This is a genomic window from Streptomyces sp. NPDC050509, assembly GCF_044457965.1.
Taxonomy (GTDB): Bacteria; Actinomycetota; Actinomycetes; order Streptomycetales; family Streptomycetaceae; genus Streptomyces.
In genome coordinates, this window is the sequence record NZ_JBITHL010000008.1 from 484580 (window position 1) to 497732 (window position 13153).

The 13153-nt window shown below is 70.4% G+C and carries 16 protein-coding genes; 10 read left to right on the forward strand and 6 right to left on the reverse strand.

Annotated features, from left to right (window positions below; genetic code table 11):
- Positions 1-126 precede the first annotated feature (126 nt).
- Positions 127-783: a TetR/AcrR family transcriptional regulator gene (locus tag ACIBJC_RS24885; protein WP_399295969.1), complete on the forward strand. Its 657-nt coding sequence runs from the start codon at positions 127-129 to the stop codon at positions 781-783.
- A 40-nt stretch (positions 784-823) separates the two neighbouring features.
- Here ACIBJC_RS24885 and ACIBJC_RS24890 read toward each other — a convergent pair whose 3' ends face one another.
- Together ACIBJC_RS24890 and ACIBJC_RS24895 are read right to left on the reverse strand one after the other, a co-directional pair.
- Positions 824-1222, reverse strand: a complete 399-nt coding sequence (locus ACIBJC_RS24890) for a hypothetical protein (RefSeq protein WP_399295971.1) — start codon at positions 1220-1222, stop codon at positions 824-826.
- The gene (locus ACIBJC_RS24895; RefSeq protein ID WP_399295973.1) at positions 1219-1416 is read right to left on the reverse strand and encodes a hypothetical protein; all 198 of its coding nucleotides are present in this window, start codon (positions 1414-1416) and stop codon (positions 1219-1221) included. The genes ACIBJC_RS24890 and ACIBJC_RS24895 overlap by 4 nt, the downstream gene beginning before the upstream one ends.
- A 778-nt stretch (positions 1417-2194) precedes the next feature.
- Between ACIBJC_RS24895 and ACIBJC_RS24900 the strand changes: the two genes are divergently transcribed.
- Both ACIBJC_RS24900 and ACIBJC_RS24905 read left to right on the forward strand, forming a co-directional pair.
- Positions 2195-2446 carry a DUF6400 family protein gene (locus tag ACIBJC_RS24900; protein WP_399295975.1) on the forward strand — a complete coding sequence of 84 codons (252 nt, stop codon included), beginning with the start codon at positions 2195-2197 and terminating at the stop codon, positions 2444-2446.
- A complete protein-coding gene (locus tag ACIBJC_RS24905; protein WP_399295977.1) occupies positions 2430-2669 on the forward strand; it encodes a hypothetical protein in 240 nt (79 codons plus the stop codon). The genes ACIBJC_RS24900 and ACIBJC_RS24905 overlap by 17 nt, the downstream gene beginning before the upstream one ends.
- Positions 2670-3248: 579 nt before the next feature.
- Here the strand turns inward: ACIBJC_RS24905 and ACIBJC_RS24910 are convergent.
- Positions 3249-3461, reverse strand: coding sequence for a DUF397 domain-containing protein (locus tag ACIBJC_RS24910; RefSeq protein WP_399295979.1), 213 nt, complete (start codon positions 3459-3461; stop codon positions 3249-3251).
- A complete protein-coding gene (locus ACIBJC_RS24915) occupies positions 3445-4284 on the reverse strand; it encodes a Scr1 family TA system antitoxin-like transcriptional regulator (RefSeq protein WP_399295981.1) in 840 nt (279 codons plus the stop codon). The genes ACIBJC_RS24910 and ACIBJC_RS24915 overlap by 17 nt, the downstream gene beginning before the upstream one ends.
- Before the next feature lie 390 nt (positions 4285-4674).
- Between ACIBJC_RS24915 and ACIBJC_RS24920 the strand changes: the two genes are divergently transcribed.
- From ACIBJC_RS24920 to ACIBJC_RS24945, 6 genes are all read left to right on the forward strand, one after another.
- The gene (locus ACIBJC_RS24920; RefSeq protein WP_399295983.1) at positions 4675-5169 is read left to right on the forward strand and encodes an ATP-binding protein; all 495 of its coding nucleotides are present in this window, start codon (positions 4675-4677) and stop codon (positions 5167-5169) included.
- 141 nt (positions 5170-5310) lie between these two features.
- Entirely contained in the window at positions 5311-5886 is a 576-nt protein-coding gene (locus ACIBJC_RS24925) for a pyridoxamine 5'-phosphate oxidase family protein (RefSeq protein WP_399295985.1), read from the forward strand.
- A gap of 250 nt (positions 5887-6136) precedes the next feature.
- Complete coding sequence (locus ACIBJC_RS24930; RefSeq protein ID WP_015607926.1) at positions 6137-6340, forward strand: cold-shock protein; 204 nt, start codon at positions 6137-6139, stop codon at positions 6338-6340.
- Between the two features lie 228 nt (positions 6341-6568).
- Positions 6569-8128 carry a DEAD/DEAH box helicase gene (locus ACIBJC_RS24935; RefSeq protein ID WP_329826091.1) on the forward strand — a complete coding sequence of 520 codons (1560 nt, stop codon included), beginning with the start codon at positions 6569-6571 and terminating at the stop codon, positions 8126-8128.
- 251 nt (positions 8129-8379) lie between these two features.
- The gene (locus ACIBJC_RS24940; RefSeq protein WP_399295987.1) at positions 8380-8769 is read left to right on the forward strand and encodes a ribonuclease domain-containing protein; all 390 of its coding nucleotides are present in this window, start codon (positions 8380-8382) and stop codon (positions 8767-8769) included.
- 31 nt (positions 8770-8800) lie between these two features.
- On the forward strand, positions 8801-9187 hold the full coding sequence (locus ACIBJC_RS24945; RefSeq protein ID WP_329826093.1) for a barstar family protein: 387 nt from the start codon (positions 8801-8803) through the stop codon (positions 9185-9187).
- 87 nt (positions 9188-9274) lie between these two features.
- Here the strand turns inward: ACIBJC_RS24945 and ACIBJC_RS24950 are convergent, their stop codons facing one another.
- Both ACIBJC_RS24950 and ACIBJC_RS24955 read right to left on the reverse strand, forming a co-directional pair.
- Positions 9275-10903 carry an ankyrin repeat domain-containing protein gene (locus ACIBJC_RS24950; protein ID WP_399295989.1) on the reverse strand — a complete coding sequence of 543 codons (1629 nt, stop codon included), beginning with the start codon at positions 10901-10903 and terminating at the stop codon, positions 9275-9277.
- A gap of 47 nt (positions 10904-10950) precedes the next feature.
- Entirely contained in the window at positions 10951-11844 is an 894-nt protein-coding gene (locus ACIBJC_RS24955) for a hypothetical protein (RefSeq protein WP_399295991.1), read from the reverse strand.
- Between the two features lie 393 nt (positions 11845-12237).
- On the opposite strand from ACIBJC_RS24955, the gene ACIBJC_RS24960 reads away from it, so the two are divergent.
- Complete coding sequence (locus ACIBJC_RS24960; RefSeq protein WP_399295993.1) at positions 12238-13053, forward strand: S1 family peptidase; 816 nt, start codon at positions 12238-12240, stop codon at positions 13051-13053.
- Positions 13054-13153 lie beyond the last annotated feature (100 nt).

Sequence of the window (13153 nt, forward strand, 5' to 3'; positions counted from 1 at the left end):
ACTCCATTCCAGGCGGTGGAGCCAAAGCGGGATCACCTGTGCGCACTCTCGACGGTAACTAAGTGGAGGTTTTTCGTCCATATCAGGGGTGGCAGAATCAGCCATCCCTTACGGAGAGGCGGTGACATGAGGCAGGACCCCGCAAGACCCCTGAGGGCGGACGCCCGGCGCAACCGCGACCAGATCCTCGCGGCGGCCAAGCGAGTCTTCGGCGCCGAGGGCCCCGACGTACCGATGGAAGAGGTCGCCCGGCAGGCGGGCGTCGGCATCGGCACGCTCTACCGGCGCTTCCCCGACCGCACCTCGCTCATCCTGGCCGTCGCGCACGACAGCTACGCCCAGGTCATCACCGGCGCCCGGGCCGCCCTCGCCGAGGAGTCCAGCGCCTGGAACGCCCTGGTGCGGCTGCTCCGTACGTCACGCGAACTCCAGTTGAGCGTGCAGCTCACGATCCTCTCGCCGCTGGTGTCCCGCGCCGTCGAGGCGGACCCGGAAGCCACCGAATTCCGGCGCGAACTGCTCGCGATCCTGGACCAGGTGGTGCGCGCGGCCCAGGAGGAGGGCACACTGCGCCCGGACGTCGGGACGGGCGACGTGGCCGCGTTGCTGTCCCTGCTGCTGCGCCCGATGCGCGCCGTCTCCGACGCGGCGTCCTGGCAGGTCTCGGAACGCGCGATGGCCCTGGTCCTCGACTCCCTGCGCGCCCCGGCCGGCTCAACACTCCCGGGCAGCCCCCTGACCCTGGACACCCTGAAAGCCGGCTTCTCGGCGGACCCGCACTGACGAGTGGGCGCCCGGCGCCGCCGGGCGCCCACCCGGGCCTTCAGTGGTAGCCCATCATGCCCGGGGAATCGATGCCGACGGTGACCACGCCGGGCGGGTAGGCGCCCTCTTGGTCGGTCAGCAGGATCGGCATGCCCGTGAATTCCGCCCGGGGCAGCGCGCAGTAGAGAGCATGGCAGGTGTCGGGGCCGCCGTAGCCGTCGCGGATCATCGTGCCGACGGTGGCAGAGGAAATGGTGTCGAGCGGGTCCACGATCACGGCGGAGAAGGCGAGGGCGCGTCGACCGGCATCCGCGTCATCGGCTTCGGCCTGCATCAGGCACAGAGCGGGGATCCGGAGGGCGTCTCCCGAGGTGAGGGCCATGTTGCCCGCCAGTCGGTTAAGGGTCTTGTGCCTGGACACGAGGGCCTTGAGGGCGCCGGTGTCGAGAATGATCACGCTGCGGTACCCCGGGCGGACCTGGCCTTGTCAGCGGCGATCTTGTAGATGTTGCCGAGGATGTCGGCTGCTTCGTCGAACTCCTGGTCGCTGACGTCGACGCCCATCAGGCGACGCGCCGTCGCACGATCGGCGGCCAGCCGCTCGGCGCGCTGGGCGGCTGTCGGCTGCTCGTTTGCCAGGGCTTCGACCACCTGGCCGATGCCATAGGGCCGCTATAGGGCGGTTATAGGTGGCTGTGGAAGCCGGTTCGGGTTGGCGGAAAGCCGGTAGCCGCGCGCCGTCAAGCATGGCGGCCTCGCCTGAGCAACGCCGGTCCGGCGTCGAGAAGTTCGGGCGGGGCCTGTCGGGGTGGGCCGGTGGTGGGTGATGGCGGGCGGTCCGCCCCCTCCCTGGTTCGATGATCGCGGCTCCGGGGTGTGCGTCAAGGGCGCTCCTTTGTCGCGTCGGCTTCGCCGATGTCGCTGCGCTCCACCCTTGACCCACACCCCTCCACCGCTGGAAAAGGCGTGGGGAGGGGGCGGGGGGGGGAGGGGTCCCCTGGGAAACACCGATGTCCCTGGGCTCCGTTCCAGGCTGGCGGGTCGGCTCGCCCTGCGGGGCACGCGGCAGTGGAGTGGGGCGGTGACGCGTCTCGTCAAGCGGCTCCCCACCGGACGACGGCCGGGCTTCATGCCCCGCTGGTTACCCGCCATGATCAGGGGGTGACTGGGGGTGGATCTCAGGTATCGGACGACCCTGTGGTGCGGGCCGTGAGGTGCGTCACAGCGGCGCGGGCCGAGTGATGTCCGCCGGTCAGTGCCCGGCGGAGGCAACGGCCCACCGCTGTCCGCCGATCCCATGGGCGCCCCGTCGCCAAGCTGGGCGGAGCGTTGCCCGGACGATCAGCGGGAGACTTAGGCCACCCTTCCCTGCTACTGGGAGCGCCTGGTAGGGATGGTGAGGTCCCCTCCGCACATCGGAAGTCTCGCCATGAACCAGGACAACGCCAACGAACTCACCCCCTTCACGATCGACCTGACCTTCGAGGAAGCCCGGCGCCGGACCGAGGTCATGGCCGCGCTCGGCCCCGACTGGGACCCGGTGGCCGCCCTCCAGGGCGAGGACGAGGCATACGCCCTCCTCTACTCGGGCCTGGATGCCGAGCAGCAGCGCACCTACGACATGCTGGTGGCCGCCGGTGTCCTGCCAGGGGAGGGCCCGGGCCGTGCGGCTACCCATTGATCCCCAGGCAGACCCCGCCCGCCGCGCCTGGGTGGCCTGCCCCGTCTGCGACGACGCCCGCCACTGCGCGACCTGCGCGGACCGTCGCAACTGCGGTGAGCACTGGCGCTACCTGATCTCAAACAGCGGACCGGTCGTCCACCTCCAGTGCCCGCGCTGCACGCACCTATGGTCATGGAACACCCGCCCCGGCATCCCTCGCCCCGGCGGCCCCTGCCCCTGAATCCAGGGACCGTGTACCCGTAGTCCCGTGTACGTGCGCTCCGGGCGCGCAGACGCTGGAACTGCGTGCCCGGCATGTGCAATTGGGGCATATCTCATGCCTTGCGGACGTTGAAGAGGCCGATTGGCGTCCCGATGCCGCCTTTCCCGGAACTACGCTTCCCCATCCGGCCATTCACCACCGGCCCCACCCACGGCGGGTGACCAGCGGGGCATGAAGCCCGGCCGTCGTCCGGTGGGGAGCCGCTTGACGAGACGCGTCACCGCCCCACTCCACTGCCGCGTGCCCCGCAGGGCGAGCCGGCCCGGCAGCCTGGGTCCGGCCCCAGGGACATCGGTGTTTCCCAGGGGACCCCTCCCCCCCGCCCCCTCCCCACGCCTTTTCCAGCGGTGGAGGGGTGGGGGTCAAGGGTGGAGCGAAGCGACATCGGCGAAGCCGACGCGACGCAGGAGCGCCCTTGACGCACACCCCGGAGCCGCGATCATCGGACCAGGGAGGGGGCGGACCGCCCGCCACCACACACCACCGGCCCACCCCGACAGACCCCGGCCGAACTTCTCGACGCCGGACCGGCGTTGCTCAGGCGAGGCCGCCATGCTTGACGGCGGTGACGAAGGTGGTCCAGCCGGTGGTGGGGATGAGGATGGCGGGCCCGTGGGGGTTCTTGCTGTCGCGGACGGGGACGGTGGCGGGGTGGCCGTCGGAGACCTCGATGCAGGCGCCGTCTCCGTTGTTGCTGTAGCTCGACTTGCGCCAGGCGGTCAGGGCGGATGCGTCAGGAATCTTGTTCATCTTCGTACTCTCCCAGGTACTTGCGGATCAAGTCGAGAGACTCGTCCTCTGGCAGAGCGAGGGACCGGGCGATGTCGAATCCTTGTGTCAGCTCGACCACCCTCTTTGGTAACTCCACTGTTTCGCCAGACTTGAAGCTCTCGACGAAGGCCATCGTCCCGCCGTCGAGAAGGGTGAGCAAGGTCAGGCACCCTCCCAGCATGGGGTGCGCCCCTCCGCTGAACGGCAGTACCTGAACTGTGAGGTGGCGACTTTCGGTTACCTCAAGGATGTGGCGAAGCTGTGCTGCCATGAGAGCCGCGCTCTTCATTGGGCGTCGTAGGGCTGCTTCGTCCATGATCGCCCAGTAGAAGGGCGGGTCATCGCGTTCGAAGATTCCCTTTCGCTTCATTCGAACTGCCACGAATTTGTTCAACCCGTCTTCGGACTCGCCTGGAAGTGATGCGCGGAACAGCTCCCACGCGTACTCCTTGGTCTGGAGAAGCCCGGGGATGAGGCTGCTCGTGAACACCTGGATTCGTACGGCATCTGCCTCCCTGCTGACGACGACGCGACCGTAGTCGGGGATTGAACTGTCGTGGACCAGTTCCAGCAGTTCACTCAGCACGCCGTCGGTGTTGAAGTACGCGTCCAATGAGCTGACGAGTGCTTCCGACGGGAGCTGGTCCCCCAACTCCACCCGACCGAGATAGCTGTGTGAGTATCCGCCCACCTGTTCGGATAGTTGACGGAGTGACAGCCCTTCACGTTCTCGCAGCTTGCGGAGTCGCCTGCCCAGCCTCATACGCGTGGTGAGCTTGCTGGTTTCGTTGTTCAACTCCACTGTGATCGCGCCTTCTTTCGTGCATGCCGCTGTCTACTCCTGGCTTCGGTGACAGCTCGGATATGTACTCACTGTGCCCGATAGGGAAGGGTGACAGCCACCCCTTCCCGGTATCGGGATCGCCCAATTGAGGCCATTCCGTTGGGAATTCAATAAGTGCCGTGGGGTCGGTTCCGCATGCCCGGCTCGCCACAAAGGAATACCCTCGCGACGTTGTCAGGACGTCCGAGGGCGTGGCCAACGCTTAACAGGAGCGTCGACAGTTATGAAGCTTATCGCCCGCCTCTTCGATTCGTTGAGGCAAGTCCTCCATTCGTTGCCCCGCCGACAACATCCGGCCCCCGCCGCCCCGTCTCAACTGGCGGTTTACCGCTCGGCGGAGGTGGCCTGATGCCGTACAGCCCGGGTCCGGACCCGGACCCGGACGCGGACCCCGAGGTGGGCCCCGGCGCGGACCCTCATGCGAGTCACCCCAACTCCCCCTACTTCGGGGCTGTCGTGCTCCGCTGGAACCGGCATCCGAGCTGCGTCGGCCTCGCCCGGCTGGAGTTGCGGAAGGCGCTCGCCTCGTGGGGGCTCGGGCGGCTGGAGGACTCGGCTGTGCTGATCCTCTCCGAGCTGCTCACGAATGCCGCCCGCCATGCCCGGGTGTCGCCGGGCCGGGAGATCGAGACCCGGTACGTTCGCCGGCCGTGCGGTGGGCTCCGTATCGAGGTGCACGATGCCTCCTCCGAGCGGCCCCGGCGGCGTACCCCGGAGCTGGACGCCACCGATGGCCGGGGGCTCGTCATCGTGGACGCGCTCGCCGACGTCTGGGGTGTGGGCGAACGCAACGGACCCGGCAAGGTGCTCTGGGCGCACCTCGACCCGCCGCCCGAGGGATGAGAGGGGAGGGCGGGGAGGACGGGAAGAGAGGGGAGGAGAGGGGAGGGGAGGAGAGGGGAGGAGAGGAGAGGGGGGCGTGCTCGGCTGAACGCGCGCTAAATGGCGACAGAGGATGTCGGGTATCCCCGGTTGGCTGTCCCCATGACATTCACCTGGGCCGATTTCGCCTCGGCGGAGCCGCGCTTCGCCGAGGGCGTACAGCGGCGATTCGAGAAGTACTCCCACCATGTGCTCGCCACCCTCAGAAAAGACGGCTCCCCGCGCGTCACCGGGCTCGAAGTCACCTTCCGGTGGGGGGAGTTGTGGCTCGGGATGATGCCTCATTCGCGGAAGGCGCAGGATCTCGGACGTGATCCGCGATTCGCCGTGCACGCGAATCCCGGGCCGGATGACCGAATGGCGGACGGGGACGTCAGGATCGGCGGGCGCGCGGTGGAGGTGCGGGACGAGGAGGTGCGGGCGCGGTTTGTCGGTGAGCTGTCGCCGCCGGAGCCGTTCCTGCTCTTCCGGGTCATCCCCGAGGAGGTCGTGGAGACCTCCATCGACGGGTCTGACCTGGTGGTACGGGTCTGGCGGCCGGGGAGTCCGGTCCGCACCCTGCGGCGCGGCCCGGGCGACGGCCCGATCTGCGAGGTTCCCCGCGAGGATCCCGGTGATGACCCCGGAGATCACTCCGGTGATGATGATCTCCGTGTGGATCGCCGTGAAGGGGTCTGAGAAGGGACACGCGGGGACCGCTGGCACAAGGGCGCGATCATGTGGGGTGTCCCACTCGATCTCCGCCGCCGAGGCGTGCTAGGCTGACTGCGTTGCAGTTTTGGTACCCATGAACTTTATGTGCGCCTGACGGGAATGTTCCTCAGGCGCATTATTGTTTTTGCCGGCTTCTCCGGATGGGGCTCAATGCGGCGACGAGGAATCCGTAAAGTGCGGATTTCCGGCTCTGCACCTGTTTTAGGAGAATGACATGGCTACTGGCACCGTGAAGTGGTTCAACTCGGAAAAGGGCTTCGGCTTCATCGAGCAGGACGGCGGCGGCGCCGACGTCTTCGCCCACTACTCGAACATCGCCACCCAGGGCTTCCGTGAGCTCCAGGAGGGCCAGAAGGTCTCGTTCGACGTCACGCAGGGCCAGAAGGGCCCGCAGGCGGAGAACATCGTCCCGGCCTAATTCCCGGACGTTGTACCTCGCAGCCGGGGCTCGCACCTGCACGGTGCGGGCCCCGGCTCGCGCTGTCCTCAGGCTCAAGGCCCAGGCCGTCCTCAGGCCCAGGAAGGTCAGGGCCTTTCATCTGGATCATGCTGGGCTCGCGTGCCCTGGTGCCGTGCCTCGCGGCGTTGCCGTCGGCCGGCCCGCTCCCTGATCCAGCCTGATCCAAACGAAAGGCCCTAGTACCGAATGACTCGATCCGAACGCCCGGCACGTGCACCCCGACCTGCCGGTAAGCGCCCGGTGAACTCCCGCGCCAGGGGAGGAGCCGCGAAGGCACCCGCCCGCCGCGCCCCCGCCCGGCCGCAGGAGTTCACGCTGCCGGAGACTCTCACCCCCGCACTGCCTGCCGTCGAGGCGTTCGACGAGCTGGACATGCCCGCAGGGCTGCTGAAAACCCTCACTGCCCAGGGCGTCACCCAACCCTTCCCGATCCAGGGCGCGACCCTGCCGAACTCCCTCGCCGGCCGGGACATCCTCGGCCGTGGACGGACCGGTTCCGGCAAGACGCTCGCCTTCGGTCTGGCGCTGCTGGCCCGTACGGCGGGACGCCGCGCCGAGCCGCGCGCGCCGCTCGCCCTCGTACTGGTGCCCACGCGCGAGCTGGCGCAGCAGGTCACCGACGCGCTCACCCCGTACGCGACCGCCGTCAACCTGAAGCTGACCACGGTCGTCGGCGGGCTCTCCATCGGCAAGCAGGCGGGCGCGCTGCGGCGCGGCGCCGAGGTGCTCGTGGCCACGCCCGGACGGCTGAAGGACCTCATCGAGCGCGGCGAGTGCCGGCTCGACCAGGTCGCGATCACCGTGCTGGACGAGGCCGACCAGATGGCCGACATGGGGTTCATGCCCCAGGTCACGGCGCTGCTCAAGCAGGTCGAGCCGGACGGGCAGCGGATGCTGTTCTCGGCGACGCTGGACAAGAACATCGACCGGCTCGTCCGGCAGTACCTCACCGACCCCGTCGTGCACTCCGTCGACCCGTCCCAGGGCGCGGTCACCACGATGGAGCACCACGTGCTGTACGTCCTGGACGAGACGGACAAGAAGGAAGTCACCACGCGGATCGCCGCGCGGGACGGCCGGGTGCTGCTCTTCCTGGACACCAAGCGCTCCGTGGACCGGCTGGTCAAGCGGCTGCTGGCGAGCGGTGTACGGGCCTCGGGGCTGCACGGCGGCCGTTCGCAGCCGCAGCGCAACCGGACGCTCGAACAGTTCAAGAACGGCCTGGTCACCTGCCTCGTCGCGACCAATGTCGCGGCGCGCGGCATCCATGTCGACGATCTCGACCTGGTCGTGAACGTGGACCCGCCCGTCGACCACAAGGACTACCTCCACCGCGGCGGGCGCACCGCCAGGGCGGGGGAGTCCGGCAGTGTGGTCACGTTGGTCCTGCCCGAGCAGCGGCGTGAGATGACCCGGCTGATGTCCGACGCGGGGATCGCGCCGAGGTCCGCGCGGATCAAGTCCACGGACGAGGAGCTGGCGACGCTCACCGGTGCGCGGGTGCCCTCCGGGGTGGCCGTCACCATCGAGGTGCCGCAGCCCGTGGTCCAGCAGAAGCCGAAGGCGCAGCGGACGCGGACGTCCCGCCCGGCCCGGAGCAACACGGGTGGCGGAGCGGGCGCGACCGGTGGCGGTTCGTCACGCGGCAGCCGTGGCCGCCGCGGTGGCTCCGGCGGTTCCGGCAGTTCCAGTGGGGCGGGCGGCTCGGGCCGTGGCGCCCAGGGCGGTCGGCGTACGGCCGCCTGAGCGAGAACATCCGCAGGTGGGGCCCGGTGGCGTGGAGGAACACGCCGCCGGGCCCCACCCGTTCCGGGGGAGCGTTCCGGGGGCGCGAGGGGCCGCGGGGTGAGGCGGCGTACGGGACGCGTACGAGGCGCGTACGGGGCGCGCGCAGGGCGGTGTACGGGGAGCGCCCGGCCGGGGCGGACGGTTAACTTCGGGGAAATTCCGCGCGGTTGTTATTGACGTGTGCACGTCTACGCGCGTCATCATGAGGCATGCGAATTCCCCCACGTATCGCCACCCTTGGTGGCCTCGCCGCTCTGGTCTCGACTCTGCTCGTCGGTGGAGTCACCGCTACCGCCACCGCCGCCCCCACCGCGGTCGGCAGCATCTGCTACTCCAACCTGCCGTCCCAGGCGCACGACACGCTCGACCTGATCGACGCCGGTGGGCCGTTCCCGTACTCCCAGGACGGCGGCGTCTTCCAGAACCGGGAAGGCATCCTGCCGAGCCAGTCCGCCAGCTACTACCACGAGTACACCGTCATCACGCCGGGCTCCTCGAACCGCGGCGCGCGCCGCATCGTCACCGGCTCCAAGGCCAGCGAGGACTACTACACGGCCGACCACTACGCGTCGTTCTCGCTCGTCAAGTACTCCTGCTGAACCCGGCTCCACGGAAGGTAACCTCCGTCCCATGACGGTGACATATGTGATCGACGGGGCGGAGGTCACCGGCCTCGACCGCTTCTGGCAGGTGATCGGCGCCGCCGTGAACGGGCCCGACGGGTACTTCGGGGGCAACCTCGACTCCCTCGCGGACTGTCTGCGCGGCGGCTACGGAACGCCGGACGACGGCGACTTCGTCATCGAATGGCACCGGCACGAGCTGTCGCGCCGGGCACTCGGCCAGGAGGAGACCGTGCGGACGCTCCAGCGGCGGCTGGAGCGCACGCACCCGGACAACCGGCCCGCCGCGCGGGCCCGGCTGGAGGACGCCCTCGCGGGCCGGGGGCCCACGGTCTACGACGAGCTGGTCCAGCTCATCGAGGAAGAGGCCCCCGGGACGCTGCGGCTCCTCTGAACCACGTACGTCCTCTGAACCACGTACGTCCTCTGAACCACGTACGTCCTCTGAACCACGTACGTCCTCCGAACCACGTACGGTCCGTCAGCGGCGGCGCGGGAGTGTGCACTCCAGGCGCCGCCGCTCCGGGCCCTTCGGTACGTACGCCACCGCCTCCACCGCCGTCCTGCGCGCCCGCCCCGCCGGATCCTCGTCCAGCAGGATCCGCTCCAGCGCGGCCACCGCCCGCGGGTCACGCCGTACCGCCAGCCCCCACGCCGCGCGCGCCGCGGTCCCCGCGTCCGGCTCGTTCAGCCGGGCCGCCAGCGCCTCACGGATCTCGTACGTGTCCGCCTCCAGCGCCGCCAGGGCCAGCACCGCCCGGTCCCTGACCGACGCGTCCGCGTCCCGGCTCAGCAGCAGCTCCGCCCGTACGCCGTCCTGATGGTCCGCCGGTACGAGGCCGGTCAGCGCGACGGCGACCCGGCGCCGTACCCCCGAGTCCGGGTGGGCCGTGTGGCGCAGGATCTCCGGCAGCGCGGCCGGATCGCCGTGCTGGCCCAGCGCCACCACGACCGAGCTGATCAGCTCCGGCTCCACCGCCTGCCGGGACAGCTCCCGCAGCAGGGGCACCGCGCGCGCCGCGAACGGGGAGCCGCCGTCGGCCGCCTCCGGGGTCACACCGGGCCCGCCCGCCCCGTCGCCGCCCGTCGCGCCCAGGCGGGCCAGTACGTCGGCGGCGAACGCCTGCCGCAGCGGTTCGTCGCTCGCGCACCACGCGGCGCACGTCAGGAACGTTTCCTCGTCGCCGCGCCGCCACAGCGCCGCGACCGCCTCGATCCAGTCGTCCCGGTCCGGATCCCCGCAGCCCAGCGCGCGCCCCGCCAGCTCCTCGTAGGGCGGCGCGATCCCCAGCTCCGTCTCCAGCAGCGTCACGACGGCCGCGTGCCCGGTCTGCTGCTCGCGCCCGGCCACGGCGCCCCCGTCCCGCAGCAGTTCGACGACGACCGTCTCCGAACCCTCCTCCCGGATCCGGCGCACCACCGTCTCGTACCCCTCGCCGTAGGCGCTCAACAACCCCGCCCGCAGCTCCTGTTCGACGTCGAGCGCCATCCAGCGCCGCGCCTCGGCGAGCGCCGCCCCGCGCGTGCCGGAGTCCGCGTGCGCCTCCTCGGCCGGGGATCCGCCGCCGTCCACGGAACCGCCGCCGTACGCGGATCCGCCGTCGCGCGCGCCGGCGCCGTACCGCAGCAGCACGCGTACGGTCGCCGTCGAGCCGCGCCGGGCCGCCAGTACCAGGGGCGCCTCCCCGCCCGGGCCCGGCAGATCCGGGTCCGCGCCGTACTCCAGCAGGGTCTCCGCCGTGTCCGCGAACCCCTGCACCACCGCCCACGCGATCGCCGTGTAGTCGAACGCCTCCCGGCCGTCCGGCGCCGCGCCGGCCGCGAGCAGCGCCCTTACGACCTCGGTGTGGCCGCCGCAGGCCGCCGCGCACAGCGGCAGGTCCCAGCCCTCGGGGCCGCTCGCACGCTGCGGATCGGCGCCCGCCGCGAGCAGCAGCCGTACCATCCCCGGCTCGTCGCCGACCGCCGCCCGGTACAGGACCGTCTCGCCGTCCGGGTCGGTCGCCTCGGCCGACACGCCCGCCCTGAGCAGCCGTACGACGGTGTCGTCCTCGCCGCCGGTCACCGCCTCGAACAGGTCGGTGACGCCCGCTGCCGCCTCTTTCGTCATGCTTCGACCCTACGTTTCCCGAGCCGACCGTGTTACTCGCGATTCGCTCACGTGTCGCAGTGCAGCACGGTCCCGCAGAGCCCGCACCGTGCCCTGACCCGTCCGCGTACGGGTACCCGGATCCGCTGGAGACACGTCGGGCAGGGGAACGAGACGCGCAGCCCGTCCGGCAGGGTCTCGAACGCGTACGGCGCCGCGAGATCGGGGGCGGCGCCCGGGTGGTCGAGCGCGTAGCGGCGGTCCTTGGCGTAGCGGTGGCGGCCCGTCCACCCCGCGGTCGTCAGCGGCGGCTGCTGCTCGTCGCGCCGCGCCTGTGCGCTGCCTTTCGTATACGACGTGTACCCCTGCGGGCTCGTGAACCAGATCCGCGGATCCTCGTCGAAGACCTCCGCGCGCTTGGCGAGGACGTAGCCGAACTCCTCGGGTGTCAGGTAGCCGAGCTTCTGGCTGGAGTCGCGGTCCTCGCGGTACGCGTCGAGCAGCAGCCAGCCCGCGCCCAGGTAGGTGGTGGCCGTGTCGGTGAGGATCTCGTTGTCCCGGGTGCCGGGGAAGCTCAGCCCCAGCCGGTGCAGCAGGACATGGGTGATCTCGTGGGCGAGCGCGGCGCCGATGTCCCTGCGGTGGGTACGGAAGCGGTCGTTGAGTTCGACGAAGTATTCGGGGCCCGCAGTCAGCTCCACGTTCGCCGCGTGCGTCATCTCCCGGAAACTCACGATCACGCGCGCGTCGGGCAGCCGGAGCTGCTGCACCAGGGCGTGCGCCACCCGCTGGGTGCCCAGATGGAGATCGTCCAGATCGGAGAAGGCGACGTCGGCCGGGGCCACGCTGGGGGCGTACGCCCGGATCCCGTCGGCCGAGAGCCGGTGGTAGAGCGCGGTGATCGCGGCCCGCACCGTGTCCAGATGCGGATATCCGTGGACGACCTCGCCGCCGTCTGTCACGTCCCCTGCCCCCTCCGCCTGCCCGTGCCTGGCTCGCGGGGCGGTCGAGCCCGCACCCGTCAACTGTACGGCGGCGCCCGGACGGAGCGCGGGAGCGCACCGCGCCGATGTCCGGCCGGCGGGGGCCTTCACGCGGAGTCCCTCATGCGGGGTCCTTCAAGGGGGATCTTCAGGCGGAGTCCCTTCAAGGCGTCAGGGGGCGTCCGGTCAGCGGGCGGTGGCCTACAAGTGATCTCGCATGGTGGCCGAAACATGGTTCTTGTGGCGCGGCGTATTCCCTCCGCATAATCCGGATCACGCTTTCTTGTCGGGCCCATGTCATCGAGGCGCAACGCGCGTCGACCCGGGCCCGGTGCAGTGCCCCCACACGCATCCCCCACGAAAGGCAGACCGTTGAACATTCTTGGTGCCCTGAAGAGATGCGCCGCCGTCGGCGCCGTCGCTCTCGCCGCCATCAGCCTTCAGCCGTCCTCCGCCTCCGCGTCGCCGCTGCCGGCCCCGGCGCCGGCCGCTCAGGCCGCAGCGCCCCTCGCGCCGCCCGTCGTCGGCGGCACCCGCGCCGCCCAGGGCGAATTCCCCTTCATGGTCCGGCTCTCCATGGGCTGTGGCGGCTCGCTGTACTCATCGACCATCGTGCTGACCGCCGCGCACTGTGTGAGCGGCTCGGGCAACAACACGAGCATCACCGCCACCGCGGGTGTCGTGGACCTCCAGAGCACCAGCGCCGTCAAGGTCAAGTCCACCAAGGTCCTCCAGGCCCCCGGCTACAACGGCTCGGGCAAGGACTGGGCGCTGATCAAGCTCGCCTCGCCGATCAACCAGGCGACGCTGAAGATCGCGACCACCACGCAGTACAACACCGGCAACTTCACCGTCGCCGGCTGGGGCGCGGCCACCGAGGGCGGCGGCCAGCAGCGCTACCTGCTCAAGGCGACCGTGCCGTTCGTCTCCGACGCGAGCTGCAACTCCTCGTACGGCGGCGACGTCATAGCCAACGAGGAGATCTGCGCCGGTTACGCGAGCGGCGGCACCGACACCTGCCAGGGTGACTCGGGCGGCCCGATGTTCCGTACGGACAACTCCGGCGCCTTCGTCCAGGTCGGCATCGTGAGCTGGGGCAACGGCTGCGCCCGGCCCGGCTACCCCGGTGTCTACACCGAGGTCTCGACCTTCGCCTCCGCGATCGCCTCGGCCGCGGCCACTCTCTAGTGCCCGTCCGCACACCATGACATGAGGGGGCGTGGCCCCCCCCCCCCCCCCCGGGGGCCCCCCCCCCCAAACAGTGGAAAGCCCGCCCGGGCCCATGGCC

Coding starts and splice junctions, on each gene's coding strand:
- ACIBJC_RS24885 (WP_399295969.1), top strand. CDS start 127: ATGAGGCAGGACCCCGCAAGACCCCTGAGGGCGGACGCCCGGCGCAAC.
- ACIBJC_RS24900 (WP_399295975.1), top strand. CDS start 2,195: ATGAACCAGGACAACGCCAACGAACTCACCCCCTTCACGATCGACCTG.
- ACIBJC_RS24910 (WP_399295979.1), bottom strand. CDS start 3,461: ATGAACAAGATTCCTGACGCATCCGCCCTGACCGCCTGGCGCAAGTCG.
- ACIBJC_RS24920 (WP_399295983.1), top strand. CDS start 4,675: ATGCCGTACAGCCCGGGTCCGGACCCGGACCCGGACGCGGACCCCGAG.
- ACIBJC_RS24925 (WP_399295985.1), top strand. CDS start 5,311: ATGACATTCACCTGGGCCGATTTCGCCTCGGCGGAGCCGCGCTTCGCC.
- ACIBJC_RS24930 (WP_015607926.1), top strand. CDS start 6,137: ATGGCTACTGGCACCGTGAAGTGGTTCAACTCGGAAAAGGGCTTCGGC.
- ACIBJC_RS24935 (WP_329826091.1), top strand. CDS start 6,569: ATGACTCGATCCGAACGCCCGGCACGTGCACCCCGACCTGCCGGTAAG.
- ACIBJC_RS24940 (WP_399295987.1), top strand. CDS start 8,380: ATGCGAATTCCCCCACGTATCGCCACCCTTGGTGGCCTCGCCGCTCTG.
- ACIBJC_RS24945 (WP_329826093.1), top strand. CDS start 8,801: ATGACGGTGACATATGTGATCGACGGGGCGGAGGTCACCGGCCTCGAC.
- ACIBJC_RS24950 (WP_399295989.1), bottom strand. CDS start 10,903: ATGACGAAAGAGGCGGCAGCGGGCGTCACCGACCTGTTCGAGGCGGTG.